At 65.2% G+C, this 20,520-nt stretch carries 26 protein-coding genes; 17 read left to right on the top strand and 9 right to left on the bottom strand.

The features are described from left to right. Positions 1–8 precede the first annotated feature (8 nt). A complete protein-coding gene (locus NJQ44_RS09815; protein WP_254271170.1) occupies positions 9–359 on the top strand; it encodes a helix-turn-helix transcriptional regulator in 351 nt (116 codons plus the stop codon). A 79-nt stretch (positions 360–438) separates the two neighbouring features. On the opposite strand, the gene NJQ44_RS09810 is transcribed toward NJQ44_RS09815, so the two are convergent. From NJQ44_RS09810 to NJQ44_RS09795, 4 genes are all read right to left on the bottom strand, one after another. Continuing rightward, positions 439–864 carry a hypothetical protein gene (locus tag NJQ44_RS09810; protein ID WP_254271169.1) on the bottom strand — a complete coding sequence of 142 codons (426 nt, stop codon included), beginning with the start codon at positions 862–864 and terminating at the stop codon, positions 439–441. 40 nt (positions 865–904) lie between these two features. After that, positions 905–1,243, bottom strand: coding sequence for a DUF8060 family membrane protein (locus NJQ44_RS09805; RefSeq protein ID WP_254271168.1), 339 nt, complete (start codon positions 1,241–1,243; stop codon positions 905–907). Then, positions 1,240–2,253, bottom strand: a complete 1,014-nt coding sequence (locus NJQ44_RS09800; RefSeq protein WP_254271167.1) for a DUF7490 domain-containing protein — start codon at positions 2,251–2,253, stop codon at positions 1,240–1,242. Before NJQ44_RS09800 ends, NJQ44_RS09805 begins: the two co-directional genes overlap by 4 nt. A gap of 63 nt (positions 2,254–2,316) precedes the next feature. After that, entirely contained in the window at positions 2,317–3,069 is a 753-nt protein-coding gene (locus NJQ44_RS09795; protein WP_254271166.1) for a DUF2797 domain-containing protein, read from the bottom strand. Positions 3,070–3,144: 75 nt separating this feature from the next. Between NJQ44_RS09795 and NJQ44_RS09790 the strand changes: the two genes are divergently transcribed. Then, the gene (locus NJQ44_RS09790; RefSeq protein WP_254271165.1) at positions 3,145–3,603 is read left to right on the top strand and encodes a YbhB/YbcL family Raf kinase inhibitor-like protein; all 459 of its coding nucleotides are present in this window, start codon (positions 3,145–3,147) and stop codon (positions 3,601–3,603) included. A 2-nt stretch (positions 3,604–3,605) separates the two neighbouring features. Here NJQ44_RS09790 and NJQ44_RS09785 read toward each other — a convergent pair whose 3' ends face one another. Further along, on the bottom strand, positions 3,606–4,532 hold the full coding sequence (locus NJQ44_RS09785) for an NAD-dependent epimerase/dehydratase family protein (protein WP_254271164.1): 927 nt from the start codon (positions 4,530–4,532) through the stop codon (positions 3,606–3,608). Between the two features lie 144 nt (positions 4,533–4,676). On the opposite strand from NJQ44_RS09785, the gene NJQ44_RS09780 reads away from it, so the two are divergent. From NJQ44_RS09780 to NJQ44_RS09750, 7 genes are all read left to right on the top strand, one after another. Continuing rightward, positions 4,677–5,225 (top strand): tRNA (cytidine(56)-2'-O)-methyltransferase, encoded by a 549-nt coding sequence (locus NJQ44_RS09780; RefSeq protein ID WP_254271163.1) that lies wholly within the window; start codon positions 4,677–4,679, stop codon positions 5,223–5,225. Positions 5,226–5,288: 63 nt separating this feature from the next. Then, on the top strand, positions 5,289–5,819 hold the full coding sequence (tfe, locus tag NJQ44_RS09775; protein ID WP_254271162.1) for a transcription factor E: 531 nt from the start codon (positions 5,289–5,291) through the stop codon (positions 5,817–5,819). Continuing rightward, complete coding sequence (locus NJQ44_RS09770; protein WP_254271161.1) at positions 5,819–6,490, top strand: DUF2110 family protein; 672 nt, start codon at positions 5,819–5,821, stop codon at positions 6,488–6,490. The genes tfe and NJQ44_RS09770 overlap by 1 nt, the downstream gene beginning before the upstream one ends. Before the next feature lie 3 nt (positions 6,491–6,493). Continuing rightward, positions 6,494–7,285 (top strand): DUF5803 family protein, encoded by a 792-nt coding sequence (locus tag NJQ44_RS09765; protein WP_254271160.1) that lies wholly within the window; start codon positions 6,494–6,496, stop codon positions 7,283–7,285. Positions 7,286–7,330: 45 nt separating this feature from the next. After that, positions 7,331–8,026, top strand: coding sequence for a competence/damage-inducible protein A (locus NJQ44_RS09760; RefSeq protein ID WP_254271159.1), 696 nt, complete (start codon positions 7,331–7,333; stop codon positions 8,024–8,026). A 199-nt stretch (positions 8,027–8,225) separates the two neighbouring features. Continuing rightward, complete coding sequence (locus NJQ44_RS09755; RefSeq protein ID WP_254271158.1) at positions 8,226–9,299, top strand: ATP-NAD kinase family protein; 1,074 nt, start codon at positions 8,226–8,228, stop codon at positions 9,297–9,299. A 102-nt stretch (positions 9,300–9,401) separates the two neighbouring features. Beyond that, positions 9,402–10,436, top strand: coding sequence for a phosphate signaling complex PhoU family protein (locus NJQ44_RS09750; RefSeq protein ID WP_254271157.1), 1,035 nt, complete (start codon positions 9,402–9,404; stop codon positions 10,434–10,436). Positions 10,437–10,504: 68 nt separating this feature from the next. Here the strand turns inward: NJQ44_RS09750 and NJQ44_RS09745 are convergent, their stop codons facing one another. Continuing rightward, complete coding sequence (locus NJQ44_RS09745; RefSeq protein ID WP_254271156.1) at positions 10,505–11,761, bottom strand: LEA/WHy family protein; 1,257 nt, start codon at positions 11,759–11,761, stop codon at positions 10,505–10,507. An 89-nt stretch (positions 11,762–11,850) separates the two neighbouring features. Between NJQ44_RS09745 and NJQ44_RS09740 the strand changes: the two genes are divergently transcribed. The 5 genes from NJQ44_RS09740 to NJQ44_RS09720 all read left to right on the top strand — a co-directional run bounded on the left by NJQ44_RS09740 (position 11,851) and on the right by NJQ44_RS09720 (position 14,736). Further along, positions 11,851–12,078: a DUF7525 family protein gene (locus tag NJQ44_RS09740; RefSeq protein ID WP_254271155.1), complete on the top strand. Its 228-nt coding sequence runs from the start codon at positions 11,851–11,853 to the stop codon at positions 12,076–12,078. A 61-nt stretch (positions 12,079–12,139) separates the two neighbouring features. Further along, entirely contained in the window at positions 12,140–12,364 is a 225-nt protein-coding gene (locus NJQ44_RS09735) for a DUF7123 family protein (RefSeq protein ID WP_254271154.1), read from the top strand. Positions 12,365–12,402: 38 nt separating this feature from the next. Next, positions 12,403–12,831, top strand: coding sequence for an SRPBCC family protein (locus tag NJQ44_RS09730; protein ID WP_254271153.1), 429 nt, complete (start codon positions 12,403–12,405; stop codon positions 12,829–12,831). Continuing rightward, entirely contained in the window at positions 12,828–13,646 is an 819-nt protein-coding gene (locus NJQ44_RS09725) for a carbon-nitrogen family hydrolase (protein ID WP_254271152.1), read from the top strand. Before NJQ44_RS09730 ends, NJQ44_RS09725 begins: the two co-directional genes overlap by 4 nt. A 79-nt stretch (positions 13,647–13,725) precedes the next feature. Beyond that, entirely contained in the window at positions 13,726–14,736 is a 1,011-nt protein-coding gene (locus NJQ44_RS09720; RefSeq protein WP_254271151.1) for a DUF4349 domain-containing protein, read from the top strand. 241 nt (positions 14,737–14,977) lie between these two features. Here the strand turns inward: NJQ44_RS09720 and NJQ44_RS09715 are convergent, their stop codons facing one another. Further along, entirely contained in the window at positions 14,978–17,116 is a 2,139-nt protein-coding gene (locus NJQ44_RS09715; RefSeq protein WP_254271150.1) for an AAA family ATPase, read from the bottom strand. Positions 17,117–17,201: 85 nt separating this feature from the next. Between NJQ44_RS09715 and NJQ44_RS19470 the strand changes: the two genes are divergently transcribed. Then, positions 17,202–17,336, top strand: a complete 135-nt coding sequence (locus NJQ44_RS19470; protein WP_256557153.1) for a DUF7128 family protein — start codon at positions 17,202–17,204, stop codon at positions 17,334–17,336. A gap of 96 nt (positions 17,337–17,432) precedes the next feature. Here the strand turns inward: NJQ44_RS19470 and NJQ44_RS09710 are convergent, their stop codons facing one another. Beyond that, entirely contained in the window at positions 17,433–17,864 is a 432-nt protein-coding gene (locus NJQ44_RS09710) for a DUF5796 family protein (protein ID WP_254271149.1), read from the bottom strand. A gap of 93 nt (positions 17,865–17,957) precedes the next feature. Here NJQ44_RS09710 and NJQ44_RS09705 point away from each other — a divergent pair, with 93 nt between their 5' ends. Together NJQ44_RS09705 and NJQ44_RS09700 are read left to right on the top strand one after the other, a co-directional pair. After that, entirely contained in the window at positions 17,958–18,833 is an 876-nt protein-coding gene (locus tag NJQ44_RS09705) for a shikimate kinase (RefSeq protein ID WP_254274330.1), read from the top strand. Further along, a complete protein-coding gene (locus tag NJQ44_RS09700) occupies positions 18,830–19,123 on the top strand; it encodes a chorismate mutase (RefSeq protein WP_254271148.1) in 294 nt (97 codons plus the stop codon). Before NJQ44_RS09705 ends, NJQ44_RS09700 begins: the two co-directional genes overlap by 4 nt. 291 nt (positions 19,124–19,414) lie before the next feature. Here the strand turns inward: NJQ44_RS09700 and NJQ44_RS09695 are convergent, their stop codons facing one another. Beyond that, the gene (locus tag NJQ44_RS09695) at positions 19,415–20,176 is read right to left on the bottom strand and encodes a hypothetical protein (protein ID WP_254271147.1); all 762 of its coding nucleotides are present in this window, start codon (positions 20,174–20,176) and stop codon (positions 19,415–19,417) included. Between the last annotated feature and the right edge of the window lie 344 nt (positions 20,177–20,520).

The following is a 20,520-nucleotide window of genomic DNA, read 5'->3' as shown; positions in this document are numbered from 1 at the left end:
CAATGTATATGAGCTCGGCAGCGTCGGAGGCGGACCTCTCTGAGGACGAGTACGCCGGACTGGAACTCATCCGCGAGTCCGGCGGCATCCATCAGAGCGATTTCTGGAAGGAGTTAGATGTCTCCTCCCGGAAGGGCAGTCGCATCGTCGAGTCCCTGTTCGAGAAGGACCTCATCCAGCGCGAGGAGACGGTCTACGAGGGACACAACACATACTACCTGACGCCAGCCGCCCGCGACCTCGATTTCTCGCTGCTGATGGCGGGCGACCAGCTATCGCCGTTCATCGGCGACGAGGAAGTCGACCCGCACGACGACACCTTCTCGCAGTGGGTCATGAACCTCGCGTACCAGAACTGAGCGCGCGTCGCCGTCCGGTTCTCGACGGCGTGACTCCTGACTGTCGAAAAACGACGTAAAAACGGCAGTCGCGACGCCGTCAGTCTTCGAGGGCGTCGGCGATGCGGTCCAGCGCGCGCCGCACGTCGTGGACTTCGTCGCGGAGTTTCCGCATCTCGCGGGTGAGTTCCTCGTTGTCGCTCCCGCTCTCTTCTTCGGGGCCGCGGCCGGGCGGACCGCCGCCCATGCCGCCGGGACCGCCGGGGCCGCCGCCCATCATGCCGCCCATCATCTGCGCGAAGGGGTTGCCGCCGCCGCCGCCCATGCCGCCGGGACCGCCGGGGCCGCCGCCCATCATCTCTTCCATTCGTTCTTCGCGGCTCATCTCGCCTTCTTCGCCTTCCTCGCGCTCTTCGGCGCGCTTCTGTCGAATCTCTTCGACGCGTTCGCGGAAGGATTTCTCGTCGTCGCCGTTCTCGCTCGATTCCGACGCCTCGTCGGTGGTTTCGGGTTCGTCGTCTGCCATACCACCCGATTCGGTTGGCCCGCGGAAAAGGATTGTCGTGTCAGGACAGGCGGCGGACCACGGCGGAGATGCCGATACCGCAGGCGAGGAGCACGACGAGGTTGAACCCGGCCATGAACAGCGACCGGTAGCGGTAGGTGACGAACGTCTCCACCGTCGCCGACACCGCAAAGTAAAAGCGGAAGGTGGCGAACACCGCGACGATAGCGAGGACGGCCAGCGCCCCCCACTGGAGGTACTCGACGACGGAGCGGCCGTCGTCGCTGTCGCCGTCGTCACCGTTGTTCCCGACGGGTCGGTCAGCGGTATCGGTCACCGTCACTGGCTGTTCGTCCGCGGCGTCGGTCTGGTCGCTGTCGTCGGTGTCTGTCTCTGTCATAGCTTCCTCCGTGCGAGTCCGCCCACCGCGAGGAGGAGCGCGGCGAGCGCCGCCAGCGCAGTGAATCCCGGGCCGCTTCCTTCGACGGTAGTCGGTTCTTCGGTCGGTTCCTCCATCGGTGCCTCGGTGGCTTCCTCGAAGTCGCCCGACTGGAAGCCCACGTCTCGGGTCGTCTCGTTTTCCGTCAGGGTCTCCTGCGGGTCGAGGTTGGCCGGGGCGCTCTCCGTCGCGACGATGACGCCGTCGGACTGGAGGATGCCGTCAAGCCAGTAGTTGTAGTCGTCGGGAACGGTCAACTGCGTGTTGACCGTCTGCGTCCTGCCGGGCCGTATCTGGCCGATGCGGAGCGTCGATTCGTCGGCGATGACGTTCGACTCGGCCTGTCTGGCACGCATCCGGAGGGCGAGGCCACCCGCTGGGTCGTCACCGCTGTTGGTGAGATAGGCCGTCACGTTCAGGGTCGTCTCGTTGTCCTCGACGGCGACGATGCGGTAGGAAATGGCCCGCAGAGGCGTGTTCGTGTTCTCGAACCGGTGGAACGAGACGGTCGAGGTGGCGTAAGCGGGGGTGAGTGCGCCGACGTTCCGGACGGTCCGGCGCTGCCCGGTCCGCACTCGTCCGTCGGCGTACACCGTCGTCTCGATGTGGTAGTCACCGTCTCGCGCGACGGTGACGTTCGCCGTGAACGGCACGTCTCGGTCGCCGCTGACGTTGCCGAGGGACTGTTGTTCTGTCGTCTTTACGAGACCGGTGTCGGCGTCGATTGCCCGCGTCACCACCGTGACGTTCTCGGCCGTCCCGCCGCGGTGTTGGAGGCGGGATGACAGCGAGAGCGTCACCGTCTCGCCGGTGACGTTGCGGGCGTCGACGTAGGACTCTCGGACGTCCAACCGACTCGGACGAACGTCCTCAGTCGGTTCCGAGAGGACTCCGGGGACCGCTGTGGCGCTGACGACCATCGCCACGGCGAGGGCGGCGATGCCGACAGCGAGGAGGGCTTCGCGTCGCACGTCTCTGTGCGCGCGACCGTTCGGTAAATGTTTTGTGTGCGACCGGTCGGCGGCGGATTCAAGTCAGAACGCGCCGAGACTGGACTGTAACTGCCGGTCGGTGCCCCCGTCGGTAAGTTCGTAGCCGACGAGGTTCCGGAGGTCCACGGCGTAGGTACTGCCGTTATTGTCGAGGACGGCGACGCGTCCTTTCGTACCGCGCACGGTTCCCGTCGCGAGCGTTTCGGCCATCGGTCGACTCGCCAACTCGAATCCGTAGTCGAAGTCGAACGTCGAAAGCGGGTCGTACTCGTCGAGGAGCGCCGACCACGTCGAGTCGTCTACCGCGTCGGCGAACCCCGAAATCTTCCTCGGGACTCGAACTCTGTCCCGGAGGTGGGCGGCGATGTCGGCCTCGATTTGCCGCGCGATGCGACCGTCGGCGACGGTTCGGATGTGGGCCGCGCGGTCTGCGCCCTGCTCTCTGAGTCGCGTCTCCAAGCGCCACGACCGGGTGACGCCGACTTTCACGGTGTCGGGTGCGAACGCCGCGAGGTAGATGGCGTGTTCCTCGTCGCAGGAGTCTAACGGCTTGTCGCAGTCGCCCGTACAGCGGGCACACGGCCAACGACTCGTGTGTTCTGGGCAGTACGGCGCGGGGTCGTTCGCGCAGGCGAAGTGGTCCTCGCCGTCGACGGCCCCCGCGCAGTGTCGCTCGCCCAGCGTGTAGGAGAGGTCGGTCCCCGGGTCCAGTCGCTCGACGCTGACCGCTCCCTCGTCCGCGAGGAGGAGGGCGGCGTTCGATTCGACGCGAGCGCGGTACCCGACGACCTGCACGCTCGGCGGTAGTCGACGGACGGCAAAAGGGGTACCGGGACGAGGTTTTTGTCGATACGGTGTCAACTGCTAGCTATGGCCGACCTCGAACTCACCAGTCCAGCGTTCGACGACGGCGAGCGTATCCCCCACGAACACGGCTATCAGGCGGGGAACACGAGTCCGCCGCTCCGGATTCGGAACGTTCCCGAGGCCACAAAGTCGCTAGTCCTCGTCGTGGACGACCCGGACGCCGAGAAGCCAGCCGGGAAAATCTGGGACCACTGGGTCGTCTGGAACATCGACCCCGAGACGGCGGAGATTCCGGCGGGGACTGTTCCGGAAGGGGCGACGGAGGGACACAACGACTTCGGCGAAGTCGGGTGGGGCGGCCCGAACCCACCGGACCGCGAACACACTTATCGGTTCCTGCTGTACGCGCTGGACGAGCGGTTGGACCTGCCGCGCGGTGCGAGCAAGGAGGACGTGTACGACGCCGCGAGCGGGCACATGGTCGGGAAGGCGGAACTGACCGGGACCTATCCCCGGAACTGACCTCAGAGTTCGTCGATAAGTTCGCGGGCAGACTGGCGCACGGCGTCGTCGCTCGACTGGTCGGGTTCCCACCCGACGGCGGCGAGTTTGTCGATGGAGAGGCGCATCCGCGGCACGTCGCCGGTCCAGCCCCGGTCCCCGCCGGTGTACTCGTACTCGGGGTCGATGCCCATCTCGTCGGCGACGATGTCGGCGATGCGGTCGACGGAGGTGGTGGTCCGCGTCCCGAGGTTGAACACGTTGTGGTCGGCGTCAGCGTTCTCGACGGCGTAGACCATCGCGTCGACGCACTCCGAGACGTGCATGTAGGACTTCTGCTGGCGGCCGTCGCCGAGAATCGTCAGCGACTCCGGGTTCTCGCGCAGTTTCTCGACGAAGTCGGGGATGACCGCGCCGCGGAGTCGCGGGCCGACGATGTTGGCGAAGCGGAACACCCACGACTGCAAGTCGTGGCTGTGGGCGTACGTCGAGACGAGCGACTCTTCGGCGAGTTTGGTCGCACCGTAGACGCTGATGGGTTCTAGCGGCGCGTAGTCTTCCGGCGTCGGCCGGGGGGCCTCGCCGTACACGGTGGACGACGACGTAAACACGAGATTTTCGACGCCGACTTCGTCCATTCGTTCGAGGAGGTTGTACGTGATGGCGCTGTTGTCCGAGAACTGTTTCCGCGGCGTGTCGGTGTCGACGAGTTTCGACGCGGCGAGGTGGACGACGAGGTCCACGTCCTCGGTGACTACGTCGGCGACCACCGACTCGTCGGTCAGGTCGCCCTCGACGAAGGCCGCATCGTCGTGGACCCATTCGGCGTTCCCGTTCGAGCAGTCGTCGACGACGAGGATGTCGTTGTCCGCGACCAGTCTGTCGACGAGGTGCGTGCCGATGAAGCCCGCACCGCCGGTGACGACGATTCGCTTCCCGTGGAGGTTCATACGGCTACTGGACGGCGGTTCTCAAATAGCGTTCCGATACGGGGATGACAACGCCGTTTTATAGCTCCGTGGGCGACGGTAGGGTACGAATCCGGTGTGGCCTGGCGAACCGAGCGGCCGACCCCACACCGTCCGGAGATACGCATGCAAGGAGACAACCACGTGACCGTCCTCAGATTGGGGCACCGCCCGGGCCGCGACGAGCGAATGACCACCCACGTCGGCCTGACCGCCCGCGCCCTCGGGGCCGACCGAGTCGTGATGGCGGGGTCGGCCAGCAGTCGGACCGACACCGTCGTCGACATCACCGACCGCTTCGGCGGGCCGTTCGAGGTGGAGTCGACCGAGGAACCGAAGCGCCTCATCCGCGACTTTGAGGGGACCGTCGTCCACCTGACGATGTACGGCGAGCAGATACAGGACGTGGAGGCGGACATCCGGGCGGCCCACGCCGAGGGGCCGCTGCTCGTCGTCGTCGGCGCGGAGAAAGTCCCGTTCGAGGTGTACGAGCGTGCGGACTACAACGTCGGCGTAACGAGCCAACCCCACTCGGAGGTGGCGTCGTTGGCCGTCTTCTTGGACCGCCTCTACGAGGGGCGAGAACTCGACCGGGAATGGGAGGACCCGGACCGCGTCGTCGTGCCGATGGAGACGGGAAAGAAAGTCGTCGACCCGAACGACCGAGAGGAGTAGCGCGCTGCGGAACACCGCACGGGTCCGGTGGGTTTAAACGCTTCACGGCCCGAATCACAGCCAATGGCTTTTGAGGACCTCTTGGAGGACCCCGTGATACAGAAGTACCTCCACGAACTGGTCGGACCGAAAGGGATGCCGGTCGCCGCCGCGCCGCCGGACGGCGAAGTGACCGACGAAGAGTTGGCGGAGGAACTCGGCCTCGAACTCAACGACGTTCGTCGCGCACTCTTTATTCTCTACGAGAACGACCTCGCGTCGTACCGCCGCCTCCGCGACGAGGACTCCGGGTGGCTCACGTACCTCTGGACCTTCGAGTACGAGGAGATTCCCGAGCAACTGGAATCGGAGATGTACCGCCTCCTCGAAGGACTCGAAGAGCGCCGCGAGTACGAGATGGACAACGAGTTCTACCTCTGTGAGCACTGCGGCATCCGATTCGAGTTCGGCGAGGCAATGGAGTTCGGGTTCGAGTGCCCCCAGTGCGGGAATCAGGTCGAGGCGATGGAGAACACACGCCTCGTCACCGCCATGGAGGAGCGACTCGCGGAACTCCGTGACGAACTGAACGTCGACACCAACGCCGAGGCCTGATGGTCGTTCTCGGTTCCAAGGTTTACGTCACGGGCGACGCCCGTGACCGCGCCTTAGACGGCCTGCGGTCGCTCGTTGCGAACGAACTCGGCGAACTCGACGTGGAGTTCGACGTCGGCCACCGCGAAGACGACTTCCCGGCGGTCACCGTCGACGGCCCGGACGCCACCGTCGCGCGTAACCTCCTGCGCGAGGAGTTCGGCGAGATGGTGACGACCCACGAGGACGGCGAGACGTACGTCGGCACGCTCGATAGCTGGGACGACGACGGATTCGTCCTCGACGTTGGCTTCGGACAGACCGTACGAGTCCCCGCATCCGGCCTCAATCTCGGGCAGGGGTCGCCCGCCCAGATTCGCAAGCGATTCGGCCTCGTCCAGCACCTCCCCCTGCGTTTCGTCGCCGGTGACGAACCGCGACTCGCCGACGAGGAGGTCGACCGCCTGTACGAGTGGTCCCGTGGCAACGGCCGCGTCAACGCCAACAGCGTCACGCGCTCGAACGCCCGCGCGACGGTCAACCGCGCCGGGCACGCACAGGACATCGTCACCGTCGAGCGACTCGGCCTCCTCGAACAGAGTATCGTTTGCAACCCAGACACCGACGCTCCGGGTCTGCTGGCTGACATCGGGAAATACATGGCCTCGGAGTTGCTCGCCGTCGTCCCCTGAGCGATGTCCCGCCGCTACCTCGCTCTGCTCGGCGTCGTCGCGCTCCTCGCGCTGTCGGGGTGTACCGGCCTGTTCGGTCCGCAGGAGGCCGACCCTGGTCGTCTCAACGAAAACGCCAGTTACGACTGGGACAGCGACGCCGACGCGTCTATCGTCCTCGACCGCTCCTCGTACCGCGCCGTCTACGACATCCGGAACAACTCGACCTTCGTGGTGTACGACCGCGACGGCCTCGGCCGCGAGCAGAACGTCCCGATCCGCGCGCTCCGGTTCCGGTACGAGAACGGGACGGTCATCAGCGCCGCCAACTCCTCGCTGACGGCGACGCAGGGCGGCAGTCAGACGACCATCGTGTTCCCCGACAACGTCACCGGACAGGTGGCTTACAGCGCGCCCCGCAACGGGAAGTCCTACGCGACGCCCGCCCATCTCGGTGACGCCACCTACACCGTCACGCTTCCGCCCGGCGCTCGCGTCGGTATCCCCCTGCTCTCGCAGGTGAGTCCCGGGAGCTACGAGACTAGCGTCGACGACTCGACGAACCGCATGACCGTCCGGTGGAGCGAACCGGTGACCGCCCGGCAGATACAGGTCCGCTACTACCTCGAACGCGACCTGCTCATCTTCGGCGGTCTCGTCCTCGTCGCCGTCCTCGTCGGCGGGGGCGGGTCGCTGTACTACTACCGCCAACTGCAGGCGGTCAAGCGCAAGCGCAAGGAAGCGGGCATCGACTTGGAGGAGGAGGACGCCGACGACGACCCCAGAGACCGCGGCCCGCCGCCGGGGATGCGCTGACTGGCGGACCGACAGTATTTGTATCGGCGCGCCGTACGGCAGTCCATGCGCGTCGCGGTGGTCACCGTCGGAGACGAACTGCTCGCCGGAGAGACGGTCAACACGAACGCCGCGTGGCTCGGTCGACAGTTGGCCGACCGGGGCGTGACCGTCGAACGAACGACGGTCGTTCCCGACCGGACCGCCGACATCGCACGGGTCGTCAACGAGTACCACGCCGACTACGACGCCGTCATCGTCACCGGCGGCCTCGGCCCGACTCACGACGACGTGACTATCGACGGCGTCGCCGCCGCGTTCGGCCGACAGGTCGTCGAGAGCGAGGACGCAATCGCGTGGCTCGAAGAACACGGCGGCTACACGCGCGACGACCTGACCGAGGGGACGGGTCACGTTCCGGAGGGAAGCCGCGTGCTCCCGAACCACGAGGGCGTCGCGCCGGGATGCGTCGTCGAGGACTGTTACGTGTTCCCGGGCGTTCCGGGCGAGATGAAGCGGATGTTCGAGGAAGTGGCCGACGAGTTCAGCGGCGAGCGACGACATGTCGTCACGGTCGACGCCGCGGAACCCGAGTCGGCGCTGCTCGACAGGCTTGCGGAGGTGCAAGACCGATTCCCGGTCAAGGTCGGGAGCTACCCCGGCGAGTACGTCACAGTGCGATTCGAGAGCGCGGACGAGTCGGTCGCCGAAGACGCGGCCGCGTGGCTCCGCGAACGCGTCGAACGGCCGGACGAGGGCTGACGGACTCAGCGATAGAGATACTGAAGCCAGACGAAGGTCAGCAGGAGGCCGCCGATGGTGATGACCGCGCCAGCGGCGCTGATGACACCGGGTTGGACGTTCGTCGCGAGTAGTGGGAGCATGGGCGGGTGTTTCGCGGGCGGTGGCTTGAAAGACACGCTCCCGGGTGCCTTTTGCCGCCGGGTGCGTTAGCGGAGGTATGCGACGAATCGCTGTCGTGGTCAACCCCATCGCAGGGATGGGCGGCCGCGTCGGCCTGAAGGGAACCGACGGCAAGGTGGCGGAGGCGCGGGAGCGCGGCGCAGAACCGCGCGCGCCGGACCGGGCGCGGGAAGCCCTCGACTCGCTGGCGGGCGTCGGTCGGGATATCGAACTGCTCACCTACGGTGACCCGATGGGCGAGTCGCTGGCCCGAGACGCCGGATTCGACCCCGTCGTCGTCGGTGTACCCGAGGACGCCGAGGCGACGACGAGCGACGATACGCGGGCGGCGGTGCGGGCGTTCGTCGACCACGAGGCGGACGCGGTACTGTTCGTCGGCGGAGACGGGACGGCAGTCGACGTGGCGGAGACGCTCGACGAACTCGACGACGGGACGCCGATTCTCGGCGTCCCGGCGGGCGTGAAAGTGTACTCCTCGGTGTTCGGCGTCTCGCCACGGGCCGCGGGCCGCATCGCCGCGACGTTCTCGGAGACGGAAGCCGCCGAGGTGAACGACATCGACGAGGACGCGTTCCGCGGCGGCGAAGTCGTCACCGAGTTGCGCGCCGTCGCCACCGTCCCCGTCGCGGACCAGCGACAGTCCGCGAAACAGTTGGGCGGCGGAACCGTCGAAACGCTCGCGGAGGGCGTCGCAGAGGGCGTCCGACCGGGCGTCACCTACGTGCTCGGCCCCGGAAGCACCGTCGGCGCAATCAAGCGTCGACTCGGCTTCGAAGGCACGACGCTCGGCGTCGACGTGTGGCGCGACGGCGAACTCCTCGTCGAAGACGGCGCGGAGTCCGACATCCTCGACGCCCTGGGCGAGGAGAACGTCGTCGTCGTCTCGCCTATCGGCGGGCAGGGCTTCGTCTTCGGGCGCGGTAACCAGCAGATTTCGCCCGCAGTAATTCGTCGGTGTGACGTGGAAGTCGTCGCCTCGCGGCGGAAACTCGACGACATCGGGACGCTCCGCGTCGACACCGGCGACCCCGAACTCGACGCCGAACTCGCCGGGTGGATACAGGTCCGCGTCGGCCGCTACGAACGGCGACTGGTCGAAATCGTCACCTGACCGTTCAGGTCGCTAACCACCCAACCATGTGATTGTATTCGATTGTACGAATTAATGGCTGTATAGTGAAGATTAAGGTCAGTCGTATCCAACCAAGGCAATATGGAAACGCGGAAAGTGCAGCGGTTGGGTCCGTCGACGCTCGCGATGACGCTCCCGGCGGAGTGGGCGTCGGCCCACGACGTGGAGAAGGGCGACGAGGTGTCGCTCCGAATGGGCGGTAAAGGCACGCTGACGGTCATGCCCGAATCGGTCCAGACGGAGGAATCGGAGGCCATCATCCACGCCGAGAACCTGAACGCCGACGCGGTCGAACGGGCCATCGTCGCCCAGTACGTCCTCGGACGGCGCATCATCCACGTCGAAGCGCCCGACGGGCAGACCCTCGATTCGGCGCACATCAACGCCGTCTACAACGCCGAGACGCAGTTGATGGGTCTCGGCGTCATCGAGGAGACGCCCCGTCGAATCACCATTCGCTGTTCGGTCGACCCGGAGGACTTCACGCTCGACAACCTACTCGAACGCCTCGAATCGACGGGGTCGACGATGCGAAACGAGGCGGTGAAAGCGCTCGCTCACGGCAACCCTGATCTCGCACAGCGTGCGCTGAACCGAGAGCGACAGGCTAACAAGATATTCGTCCTCCTCCTGCGCCTCATCTTCACCTCCTACCAGAACCCCAACCTCGCACGGGCGGTCGGTCTCGAAGACGGCTTCCCGCTCATCGGCTACCGCTCCATCGCGAAGAATCTCGAACTGACCGCCGACAACGCCGAGGACATCGCCGAAATCGCCCTCGAAGCGCCCGAACACTCGCTCGACGTGGACAGTTCCACGATGCGTCGTATCCGCGACTTCACCGACGAGGTCAACGAGATTACCGCCCTCGCGGTGCAGGCCGCCGTCGAACGGGACTACGACACCGCGATTCAGGTCCGGGAAGGGTACTCCGACATCGGCGATAAGGAACACGACATCCTGAACGACCTCCCGGAGATGGACAATCAGAGCCTCCTGCAGGTCCGTGAAGTGTTGGTCAGTCTCCAGCAAACCGCCGAGTACGCGGTCAGAAATGCCGAGATTGCGACGAACCTCGCGCTGGACGAGGAATCGGAACACACGACGATTCAGTAACGTCGCGGTCACCTTTTTCAGACCCAGAGGCGGAGTGAGCGAGGCGGTCACGCCTCCCCGCGCCCTGACTACAACCCGATGCCGAGGAGGCCGTCGTCGGTGGCCGTCTCCGTCGGGGTTTGCGTCGGCGTCCCGCTCTGGTCGTCGGTGGCTGTCTCGGTCGGCGCACTACCGGTGTCCGTCTCCGTTTCCGTCTGGTCGCCGAGGATGCCGTCACCGGTCGACGTTTCAGACGTTTGCGTGCCGCCATCGGTGGTGGTCGTATCGTCGAAGAGACCGCCGTCGTCGGTCGATTCGGTCTCGGCGGGCGTCGCCGTGGACTCGGAGGTGTCAGACCCGCCGTCGGCTTCGGTTCCGTCGCTCTCGGTTCCGGTCGGATACGTCGCCTTGTTGCCGAAGATGTCCGTCTCGATGGTCTTCGCGTAGTCGATAGCGTCCAGGTCGATGCGGAACTGCTCGCCGCCGCCCTCCACGATGAAGTAGAAGTCGATGTAGAGGTCGGTCACTTGATTCCGCTGGAGATGGGTGACCCACCAGTCGTCCAAGTTCTCGTTTTGGATGGCGGCGTTCGCTTCGATGGTCTCCGTCTCGCCGGGCGAGAGCGTGTAGCCGCGGTCGGTTTCACCCTCGCCGACGGTGACGTTGTTCATCGACACCGTGTAGCCGATTTTCGAGACGGCGTAGGGGTACGGCTTCGGGTTGTAGACGGTGAAGTCCAGGCCCAGCGGCGTCGTCGACCGCGTGAGGTTGCCCCGGTCCCACGACCCGCGTGTCTCGTTGATGTAGAGGACGGGGTCGGAAACGAGCGGTTGGTTCGCGTTGACCGGTCGCGTCTCCGTCGAGTTGAACTGGCTGATGATGTCCGTCTCGACGGTCTGGTCTTGACTCAACGAGAACGAGCGACCGCCCAGCAGCGAGGAGGTGACTGTCGCGTCGATGCTCACCTGCGTCGTCTCGCCGTTCTCGATGTGCGTGTACCACCACGGGGGAATCTGCCCGTTCTGCATCTGCGTCGAGAACGGTATCGTGGAGTTGCCTGTCGCCAATGAGAGGCCCTCTTTCTGCCCGCTGGCGATGTCGACGCCGTTCATGTCGACGGTGTAGTTGACCGTCGTCCCACCGAGTTGTACCCCGATGGGGTTCGGGTTGTTCACCGTGAGGTTGGTGTTGACCGTCGTCGTCATCTCGCCAACCCCGGCGAAGTGATTGTCTACTGACTCGACGCTCGGCGTACCGAGTACTCCCAGTGCGACTGCGCCGCCTGCGGCGGCCCCGACGAGGACGACAAGGGCGACGATGATTTTTAGCCGACCGAACCCTACCATTGCCACCCAATCGACGCGCCGGTGATAAATGTCCTCTGCCCCGACCCCGCCCCGAATGAACTAAGTACGCCACACGGAAACGAACGCGCATGGCTACGGAGTCGCAAACTGACATGGGTGTCGGCCTCGGTCTGCTGTTCGGAATCGTCGCCGTGGGCGCGGCGATGCTGGCGGCGGTCAACAGCTACAACTACGCGATTCGAGAAGCACAGCAACTCGACACGGCGGGACTCTTACTCAACAGCGGTATCGGGTTCGGCGTGGCGATGCTCGCGGCCGGTCTCGCACTGGTCGCCATCCACGTCTACGACGCCTGAACGGCCTGCCGTAACTGCTGGTGAAAGGAACCGTTAAAAACGCTCGGCACGTACTTCTGTTATGGTCGATTTCAGCGAGGAAGACCGGCGCATTCTGGATTACCTCCGGGAAAGCGTGTCGCGCGGGGAGGGGTACTTCCGCGCGAAGCACATCGCGTCGCAAATCGGCCTCTCGGCCAAGCAGGTCGGCGCGCGACTGCCGAAACTGGCCGAAGAAGCCGACGAAGTGGAGATAGAGAAGTGGGGGCGGGCGCGGTCGACGACGTGGCGCGTCACGACGAGCTAGTCGGTGGATTCATTCACGAGGGGCACGCAGCCTATCGTATGACTGTCCGGGTCGAGCGAACGATGACCGTGTCGGCACCCCCGGAGCGAGTGTGGGCGTTCATCACCGACCCAGACCAGCGGGCGCGCCCCATAAGCGTCGTCGAGGACTGGGACGTACACGACGAGCGACAGGCGACGTGGTACATCTCCCTGCCGATACCGCTTCTCGACCGAACCATCAGCGTCGAGACCCGGGACGTTGAACGCCGCGAACCGGAGTACGTCCGGTTCGTCGGCCGGTCGAAGATTATGCAGGTACAGGGCGAACACGAACTCGAAGAGACCGACGAGGGGACGCGTCTGACCAACCGCTTCGTCGTCGACGGCAAACTCCCGGGCGTCGAGCGGTTCTTCAAACGGAACCTCGACGGCGAGATGCAGAACTTAGAGCAGGCCCTCCGGGACCATCTCGAAGTCGAAGTATGAGGCTCGCACTCGCACAGCTACACGTCGAACCGTCCAACGTGAGCGGCAACGTCGAGCGAGCGGTCGACGCCATCGAACGGGCCGCCGCCGAGGACGCGGACCTGGTCGTTCTCCCCGAGTTGTTCAGCGTCGGCTACTTCGCGTTCGATAGCTACGCCCGCTCAGCGGAAAGTGTCACCGGCGAGACGCTGACTCGAATCGGCGAGACGGCAGACAGGAACGACGTGGCCGTCCTCGCGGGGAGTATCGTGGAGGAACTCGAAGCGAGCGCCGCGGCGGGCGTCGACGTGCCCGCGCCCGAGGGCCTCGCGAATACGGCAGTGTTCTTCGACCGAGACGGGCACCGGCGCGCCGTCTACCGCAAGCACCACCTGTTCGGCTACGGGTCCGCCGAAACGGAGCTACTGGAACCGGGCGAACGGATTCCGACCGTCGAGTTCGGTGGGTTCACTATCGGCGTCACCACCTGCTACGACCTCCGATTTCCCGAACTGTTCAGACAACTCGTGGACGACGGCGTGACCCTTACGCTCGTTCCCAGCGCGTGGCCGTACCCTCGCGTCGAGCACTGGAAACTGTTCGGCCGTATCCGGGCCGTCGAGAACCAGATGTACGTCGCAGCGACCAACGGCGTGGGGCAGTTCGCCGACGCGGAACTGCTCGGTCGGTCGACCGTCTACGACCCGTGGGGGACGACGCTCGCCAGTTCCGCCGACGAACCGGCGCTCGTCACGGCCGACGTAACGCCCGACCGAGTCGAACGGGTCCGCGAGGAGTTCCCGGCGCTGGCCGACCGCCGGACGACGCTCCGATAACACCAGTCGCTCTTTCACAAAAAGGCCGTTTTGAGCGTCCGTCGCAACTATACCCCAACGGTGAGGAGTATCCGTCGTCATGTCCTCCAGAAAACTCGCCCTCGCGTCGGTGGTCCTCCTCTTGCTCGCCGGGTGTACCGGTATGGGTGGGGCCGGTGGCAGCGACGGGTCACAGATGTCGGCCGGGAGCGGCGGTGACGGCGGACAGCAATCGGCCGCCGCCGAGCAACAGCGCGCGAACTCTGGCGACGGCGCGTCGAGCGTGCAGGCAGACAGCGTCGTCCAGCAGCGGGCGATAATCAGGACCGGGCGGATGGTCGTCGAAATCGAGAACTTCTCGCAGAGCCGGTCAGCTATCGTCTCGCGGGCCCGCCAGCGCGGCGGCTACGTCGGCGAGTCGGACCAGCGACTCCATCGGAGCGGAAATGCGACGTGGCGGAGCGGCTACGTCGTCCTCCGAGTGCCCGCGGAGGACTACGAACCGATGCAGGAAGACGTGGCCCGAGAGGGCGTCGTCGTGACCGAGGAGACGCAGATTCAGGACGTGTCCGACCAACTGGTCGACCTCGAAGCGCGACTGGAGAACCTCCGCCAGCGCCGCGACAGACTGCGCACGTTCTACGAGCAGGCCAACAGCACGGAGGAACTCCTGCGCATCGAGGAGCAACTGTCCGAGGTGCAGGGCGAGATTGAGCGCCTCGAAGCCCAGAAGCGCTCGCTCGAACAGCGCGTGGCGTATTCGACGCTCCGCGTGGAGCTCCGGGAACCGGACCCCGGTATCGACCAGATTCGGACCCAGTACCACCAGCAGTCGCTGACGGCGGTGTTCCTGCGCTCTGTGAACGACGTGTACGTCTTCGGCCGGGCCTCGCTGGTGACGCTGGTGGCGGTCGCGCCGTGGGTGGGCGTCCTCGCGATTCCGGCGCTCGGCGTCAGGCGACTCCTGCGAGGCCGACGGTTCCCGCGTCCGTGGTCGAGCGGAGACGATGACGGCGTCCCCGAGGCCGAGACGGGTGCTGAACCCATCGCTGCGGACGACGAAGCCACCGCTGAAACCGACGAAACCGACCGGGGAGAGCGCGAGGAGTAACCGGCCGACACCGGGCCTTTTTTAACGGTGGCTACAAAAGTAATGATTGCTGGCAAGGCGCTTTTCACGTCGATGCCAGCGACTAAGCCCGTCTCGCTGCTCGGCCACACGGCGTCGCTCGTCCGCCGAAGGCTGTCCGGACAGCCTTCTTCCACTCCTCGTCGGCGACGCCATCTCTACCCGTTCCTTACGTCCTTCGTTCCCGCAACCGTGTGTCGAGTGATACCGACGGCGGGCCGCCTCAGCGCTCGGCTTCCCGGTCGAGCGCCCGTTGGAAGTGCGCGGCGGTAATAGTAACCTCGTCGGCCCGGTCGTTCGCCGTCTCGGGACCCATCTCGTCGGCCGCTTCGCGAATCGCGAGCATCGACGCTTCGCGGACGACTGCCTCCAGTTCCGCGCCGGAGAACCCGTCGGTTTCGGCCGCGAGGTCGGGAAGCGAAACGTCGTCGGCGAGCGGTTTCCCCTCGGTGTGGACGCGGAGAATCTCCGCTCTCGCCTCCAAGTCCGGGTTGGGTACTTCGACGTGTTGTTCGAGGCGGCCCGGTCGGAGCAAGGCGTCGTCTATCATGTCCCGACGGTTCGTCGCCGCGAGGACGACGAGGTTCGGGTTCTCGGTGATGCCGTCGAGTTCCGCGAGCAGTTGCGAGACGACGCGCTCTGTCACCTCGTTGCCCTGCCCCCGGTGGCTGGCGATGGCGTCGATTTCGTCGAGGAAGATGATGCTCGGGGCGGTCTGTCGCGCCCGTTCGAACAGTTCGCGGACCGCCTCCTCGCTCTCGCCGACGTAGCGGTCCATTATCTCTGGTCCGGCGACGTGGATGAAGTTCACGTCGCTCTCTCCGGCGACGGCGCGAGCGAGCAGGGTCTTCCCGGTCCCCGGCGGGCCGTAGAGGAGGATACCGCTCGGCGGGTCCGTCTTGGTCGCGGTGAACAGGTCGCCGTATTCCAGGGGCCACTCGATGGCCTCGGTGAGCGTCTGTTTGACCTCCTCGAGGCCACCGACGTTCTCGAAGGTGACGGCGGGCGACTCGGCGACGTACTCCCGCATCGCGCTGGGTTCGACCGTCGCGAGGGCGGCGTCGAAGTCCGCCTGTGTGACTTCGGCGTCCTCCCGGTCGGCCCGAAGTGCCGACATCGCCGCCTCCGTCGTCAGCGAGGCGAGGTCGGCCCCGACGAACCCGTGGGTCTGTGCGGCGATGCGGTCGGCGTCCACGTCGTCGCTGACGGGCATCTCGCGGGTGTGTACGTCCAGAATCTCGCGGCGGCCCGCTTCCCCGGGCACGCCTATCTCTATCTCGCGGTCGAAGCGGCCGCCACGACGGAGTGCCGGGTCGACGGCGTCGACGCGGTTGGTCGCCCCGATGACGACCACCCGGCCCCGGTCTTCGAGGCCGTCCATCAGCGTCAGGAGTTGGGCGACGACGCGGTTCTCCATGTCGGCGTCTTCGTCGCGCGACCCGGCGATGGAGTCGATTTCGTCGACGAAGAGGATGGCCGGTGAGTTCTCCTCGGCGCGTTCGAACGCCTCGCGGAGTCGTTCCTCGCTCTCGCCTTTGTACTTCGAGACGATTTCCGGGCCGGAGATGGTGTCGAAGTACGCGTCGACTTCGTTGGCGACGGCGCGGGCGATGAGCGTCTTCCCGGTCCCCGGCGGCCCGTGCAGGAGGACGCCGCTCGGCGGGTCGATACCCAACCGTCGGAAGGTTTCGGGTTCCGACAGCGGCATCTCTATCATCTCGCGGATGCGGTCGAGTTCCTCGTCCAACCCGCCGATATCCTCGTAGCTAACGCCCGTCTCCGTCTCGGCGGGCGGGGTGTTCGCCGTCTCGGCCGCCCCGGTCAGGTCGCTCGTCCCGCCGGTCGACCGCTGTCGTCGGCCGGTGTCGACGGGGCGCTGTCGAATCGTCACGTCGGTATCGTCGGTCACGCGAACCGGGCCGTCCGGTTCCGTCGACCGGACGACGAACGTCCCGAGACCATCGACGTGCGTTCGCTCGTCGACCTGCACCATCTGGTCGACCAACCGCGTCCGCACCATGTGGGCGTACTCGTCGGTTCCAGGCAGGGGATCCAGTGGCTCGATGGTGATGGCGTCGGCGGCCGTGACCGACCCCGCACGGACCCTGACGGTGTCGCCGATGTTGACCCCGGCGTTGGCGCGCGTGTCGGAATCGATGCGAACCGACGAGCCGTCCCCGTCGTCGCCGGGCCACACCTTCACCACGGTCATCCGGTCGCCCTCGATGATGACGGGCGACCCACTGAGGACGCCGAGTTCGCTCCGGACTGACTCGGGAAGTCGCGCGATACCGCGTCCCGCGTCGCGCTTGTGCGCCCCGGCAACCGTGAGTTCGATACCGTCGTCGCTGGACCCGCTCATGGAGTCCGCTAGCCGTCCGGCCCTCTTGAGGGTTCCCGTCGTGTCGCGGGAAAACAATATACGCACGGCCGTCGGACTAAGGGATATGGTGGTCTCTACCGAGCGCGACGAGATGACTTGGTACAAGTGCGAGACCTGTGGGCTGATGTTCGACGACCAGAACGACGCGCGACAGCACGAGCAGAACTGCGACGACGAGGACCCCTCGTACATCCAGTGAGGCGACGTTCGCGGCGCGAGTCGGTGGGCCTTGCTTTTCCGGCGCCCAGCGGGCTGTGCGGACGAGGGTAGAGGCGAGTTCGGATAGCGGTGCGTCTCAGTCCTCGCTGGGAACGATTTCGTAGCTCCGCTCGCCCATCTCGTCCTCCTCGAAGACGAACACGCGGCCGTCGGTCACCGCGAAGTCCACGTCGACGACGACGCGCATCTGCTTGTCCCGGACGGTGACGCCGGGGAACAACTCGTCTTCCTCGCCGTCGTCTAAGATGACCCGCCCGACGCCGCTGGACTCGATGATGTCGTCGTGGGTCCGCAGGTCGTTGACGTAGACGAGGACGCCCGTCGTCTCCGTCGCGTCGGTGATGAGGACGTGCGTGTCCTTCCCCGGCGCAGTCGTCACGCGTGCTTCGGTTTTCGCCGGGACGCCGTGGTAGAAGGCCGTCCGGCCGTCGAGGTACTCGACGGCCACGCCGTCCTCGGTGAGTTCGACGGAGAGGGTGTCCGGTGCGATGTCCGACCGATTGCTCATACCCGCGCTTCCGGCCGCGTCGGGAAAAGCGACGCGTTGTCGGCGTGGCCGGTTCCGCAGATGGTAAATACTCCGGGCCGGGAGATTCGTGCGATGGAAGGGACGGCAGCAGCACCGGCCGCCGGGACGGTTCTGAACGCCCTCGCGACGGGCCACGGGTCTGCGTTCGCTATCGACGAGTACACCACCGCGACGGTCGAGTTGTTCACGGACGAAGCGGGCTACACGGGCGAGGTGGACGGCGCGCCCGACGCCGACACGCGCCTCGTCGAGCGATGTATCGAGTACGTTGTCGACGCCCACGGCTCGAAAGTGGTCGGCGAACCGCCGGTCGTCGGCGGCCACGTCCGCACCGAGAGTGAGGTTCCGATGGCTTCAGGGCTGAAGAGTTCCAGCGCGGCCGCCAACGCGACGGTGATGGCGTCGCTCGATGCACTGGACGCGACCGACCGAATGACTCGCGAGGACATGGCCCGCCTCGGCGTGATGGCCGCCCGCGACGTGGGCGTCACGATTACGGGGGCGTTCGACGACGCTTCGGCCTCGATGCTCGGCGGCGTCACGGTTACCGACAACGACGCCGACAAAGTCCTCAGCCGCGAGGCCGTCGACTGGGACGTACTGGTCTGGACGCCGCCCGAACAGTCCTTCTCCGCCGACGCGGACGTGGACCGCTGTAAGCGCATCGCGCCGATGGCGCACCTCGTCGAAGACCTCGCGCTCGACGGCGAGTACGGCCGCGCGATGACCGTCAACGGCCTCGCGTTCTGCGCCGCCCTCGACTTCGACACGGACCCCATCGTCGAGGCGATGGACCGCGTGTACGGCGTCTCACTGTCGGGCACCGGCCCCTCGTTTACCGCCGTCGGCGACCGCGAGACGCTCGAAGCAATCCGGGACCAGTGGGACGAACGACCCGGGACGACACTGCTGACCACCACCCAAACAGAGGGAACACACACAGTATGAGTACGAACCCGAACCCCGAAGACATGTCTCTGGACGAACTGCGCGACGAAATTCGGACGATTGACGAGGAAATCGTCGAGAAAATCGCTCAACGGACCTACGTGGCCGACACCATCGCGCGGGTCAAAGATGAGAAGGGCCTGCCGACCACCGACGAGGAACAGGAGCAGGCCGTGATGGACCGCGCTGGCGAGAACGCCGAGCGGTTCGACGTCGACGCCAATCTCGTGAAGGCGACTTTTCGCCTGCTCATCGAGTTGAACAAAGTTGAACAACGAGAGAGCCGGTGACCAATAACGGGCTTCTCAGGCTGTTTACTGCTAGTCGAAGGTCGATTTCTTCTTCCGTTAGCTGCTCTGCGGATTCCCGGTGGATAAATGCCGTTATACTTCGCTGTCGAGAGATTTTTTGTACTCTCCCTACGTTCGACCGAACCAAATAGGACATCTCACTCGGCAGAGTGCCTCACCAGTTCGATGACAGTCTGAGTGATTTGCTCAGGTACAGTAGTCACACCGTGGCCCTGTTCTGTCAGTACGGTGTCGGTCGATTTTCGGATGCCATTGTCGTGTTCGCAGGAGTTATTCAGTGTCTGATTCGACTGTCGCCGTTGAAGAGGACGCTACCGACCGCTGAGCTTGCTCTCGCGTTTGCCTGTATTCTTCGGGATCTGTCGTTTCCATGTGTACCTGCCCGAGTACGAAGGTCGACCTGGTCGGTAACGGAACACCCCCGATGGTCGGGTTCGTCTCCAGTTGAACCGGGTCACCGAGAGAGCGACCGTTCAATTCGGCGTTTGATTCTTCGATGAAAAACACCTCCTCCGGCATGATGATGGTGTCCTGACCGCTCGGCATGGTGAACGAGAAGTCGATATCGCCCATGCCGAGCAAGCGTTTGGCCATCCACTCCCGCCCCCACCGCAAGAGACCGGGTTTCCACGACCAGAGCGGAAGCTTCGAACTCACCGCATTCAGGGCCCGCAGAAATAGTGGGGCGGAGATCGTCATCGTCCACACGAAGTGTGGCTCTCCCATCTCGACGCGTAACTCGTTGGGCCCAGTCCACGTGACGTCGATGTTGGTAAGACTCGCTTGCTGAATGGCCGGGTTCCAATACCGCGAGCACGTCGTCTCCAAAGACAGACCATCGCTGTATATCGACCAATCGCCATCGGGTGTTCGGTGCCAGACGGAAACATATGGACCGAAGTCGCTCTGGGGCCAGACTCGAAGCCCGAGCAGGTCGCCCGAGGAGAACGGTGCTACCATAACCGAGTAGCCGCGGACGTACTCGTGATCCTCCCACGGGGAGCTGCCGATCCGGGGCTCGATTTCACTCACTCGTTTTGATAGATTCATCGGTATGCATACTTTCTCGGTTCGACATCGTGGTTGAATCGGGGCTGGTTCTCGAGGTCTCAGTTGTTTTTGCCCTTGACCACTCCATCGAAGTTCTCGCGGTAGGCGGCTTGTTGTTGCTCGCTTCCTCGGGGACGAAGTGGCCTCCGCCGGTCGAGCAGGGAGCCCTCTCTTCGTGCATTTCGCGTGCCCACCCGATACACTCCCTGTCCCGCTCGGACTCCTCCCACCGGCTGTGGAGCGTTTCTATCTTGGGTGGCAACATCGGCATACTCTCCCTTAGAACGGGTAGACATTTGAACTCTCTGAATATGTATAATAGACGT

It is taken from the genome of Haloarcula marina (assembly GCF_024218775.1).
GTDB classification, from domain to species: domain Archaea; phylum Halobacteriota; class Halobacteria; order Halobacteriales; family Haloarculaceae; genus Haloarcula; species Haloarcula marina.
This window is presented reverse-complemented; position numbering and strand designations above follow the sequence as displayed.

Excerpts from the sequence above, each read along its gene's own strand:
- NJQ44_RS09815 (WP_254271170.1), top strand. The coding sequence starts at position 9 with ATGAGCTCGGCAGCGTCGGAGGCGGACCTCTCTGAGGACGAGTACGCC.
- NJQ44_RS09810 (WP_254271169.1), bottom strand. The coding sequence starts at position 864 with ATGGCAGACGACGAACCCGAAACCACCGACGAGGCGTCGGAATCGAGC.
- NJQ44_RS09805 (WP_254271168.1), bottom strand. The coding sequence starts at position 1,243 with ATGACAGAGACAGACACCGACGACAGCGACCAGACCGACGCCGCGGAC.
- NJQ44_RS09790 (WP_254271165.1), top strand. The coding sequence starts at position 3,145 with ATGGCCGACCTCGAACTCACCAGTCCAGCGTTCGACGACGGCGAGCGT.
- NJQ44_RS09785 (WP_254271164.1), bottom strand. The coding sequence starts at position 4,532 with ATGAACCTCCACGGGAAGCGAATCGTCGTCACCGGCGGTGCGGGCTTC.
- NJQ44_RS09780 (WP_254271163.1), top strand. The coding sequence starts at position 4,677 with ATGCAAGGAGACAACCACGTGACCGTCCTCAGATTGGGGCACCGCCCG.
- tfe (WP_254271162.1), top strand. The coding sequence starts at position 5,289 with ATGGCTTTTGAGGACCTCTTGGAGGACCCCGTGATACAGAAGTACCTC.
- NJQ44_RS09770 (WP_254271161.1), top strand. The coding sequence starts at position 5,819 with ATGGTCGTTCTCGGTTCCAAGGTTTACGTCACGGGCGACGCCCGTGAC.
- NJQ44_RS09765 (WP_254271160.1), top strand. The coding sequence starts at position 6,494 with ATGTCCCGCCGCTACCTCGCTCTGCTCGGCGTCGTCGCGCTCCTCGCG.
- NJQ44_RS09760 (WP_254271159.1), top strand. The coding sequence starts at position 7,331 with ATGCGCGTCGCGGTGGTCACCGTCGGAGACGAACTGCTCGCCGGAGAG.
- NJQ44_RS09755 (WP_254271158.1), top strand. The coding sequence starts at position 8,226 with ATGCGACGAATCGCTGTCGTGGTCAACCCCATCGCAGGGATGGGCGGC.
- NJQ44_RS09750 (WP_254271157.1), top strand. The coding sequence starts at position 9,402 with ATGGAAACGCGGAAAGTGCAGCGGTTGGGTCCGTCGACGCTCGCGATG.
- NJQ44_RS09745 (WP_254271156.1), bottom strand. The coding sequence starts at position 11,761 with ATGGTAGGGTTCGGTCGGCTAAAAATCATCGTCGCCCTTGTCGTCCTC.
- NJQ44_RS09740 (WP_254271155.1), top strand. The coding sequence starts at position 11,851 with ATGGCTACGGAGTCGCAAACTGACATGGGTGTCGGCCTCGGTCTGCTG.
- NJQ44_RS09735 (WP_254271154.1), top strand. The coding sequence starts at position 12,140 with ATGGTCGATTTCAGCGAGGAAGACCGGCGCATTCTGGATTACCTCCGG.
- NJQ44_RS09730 (WP_254271153.1), top strand. The coding sequence starts at position 12,403 with ATGACTGTCCGGGTCGAGCGAACGATGACCGTGTCGGCACCCCCGGAG.
- NJQ44_RS09725 (WP_254271152.1), top strand. The coding sequence starts at position 12,828 with ATGAGGCTCGCACTCGCACAGCTACACGTCGAACCGTCCAACGTGAGC.
- NJQ44_RS09720 (WP_254271151.1), top strand. The coding sequence starts at position 13,726 with ATGTCCTCCAGAAAACTCGCCCTCGCGTCGGTGGTCCTCCTCTTGCTC.
- NJQ44_RS09715 (WP_254271150.1), bottom strand. The coding sequence starts at position 17,116 with ATGAGCGGGTCCAGCGACGACGGTATCGAACTCACGGTTGCCGGGGCG.
- NJQ44_RS19470 (WP_256557153.1), top strand. The coding sequence starts at position 17,202 with ATGGTGGTCTCTACCGAGCGCGACGAGATGACTTGGTACAAGTGCGAG.
- NJQ44_RS09710 (WP_254271149.1), bottom strand. The coding sequence starts at position 17,864 with ATGAGCAATCGGTCGGACATCGCACCGGACACCCTCTCCGTCGAACTC.
- NJQ44_RS09705 (WP_254274330.1), top strand. The coding sequence starts at position 17,958 with ATGGAAGGGACGGCAGCAGCACCGGCCGCCGGGACGGTTCTGAACGCC.
- NJQ44_RS09700 (WP_254271148.1), top strand. The coding sequence starts at position 18,830 with ATGAGTACGAACCCGAACCCCGAAGACATGTCTCTGGACGAACTGCGC.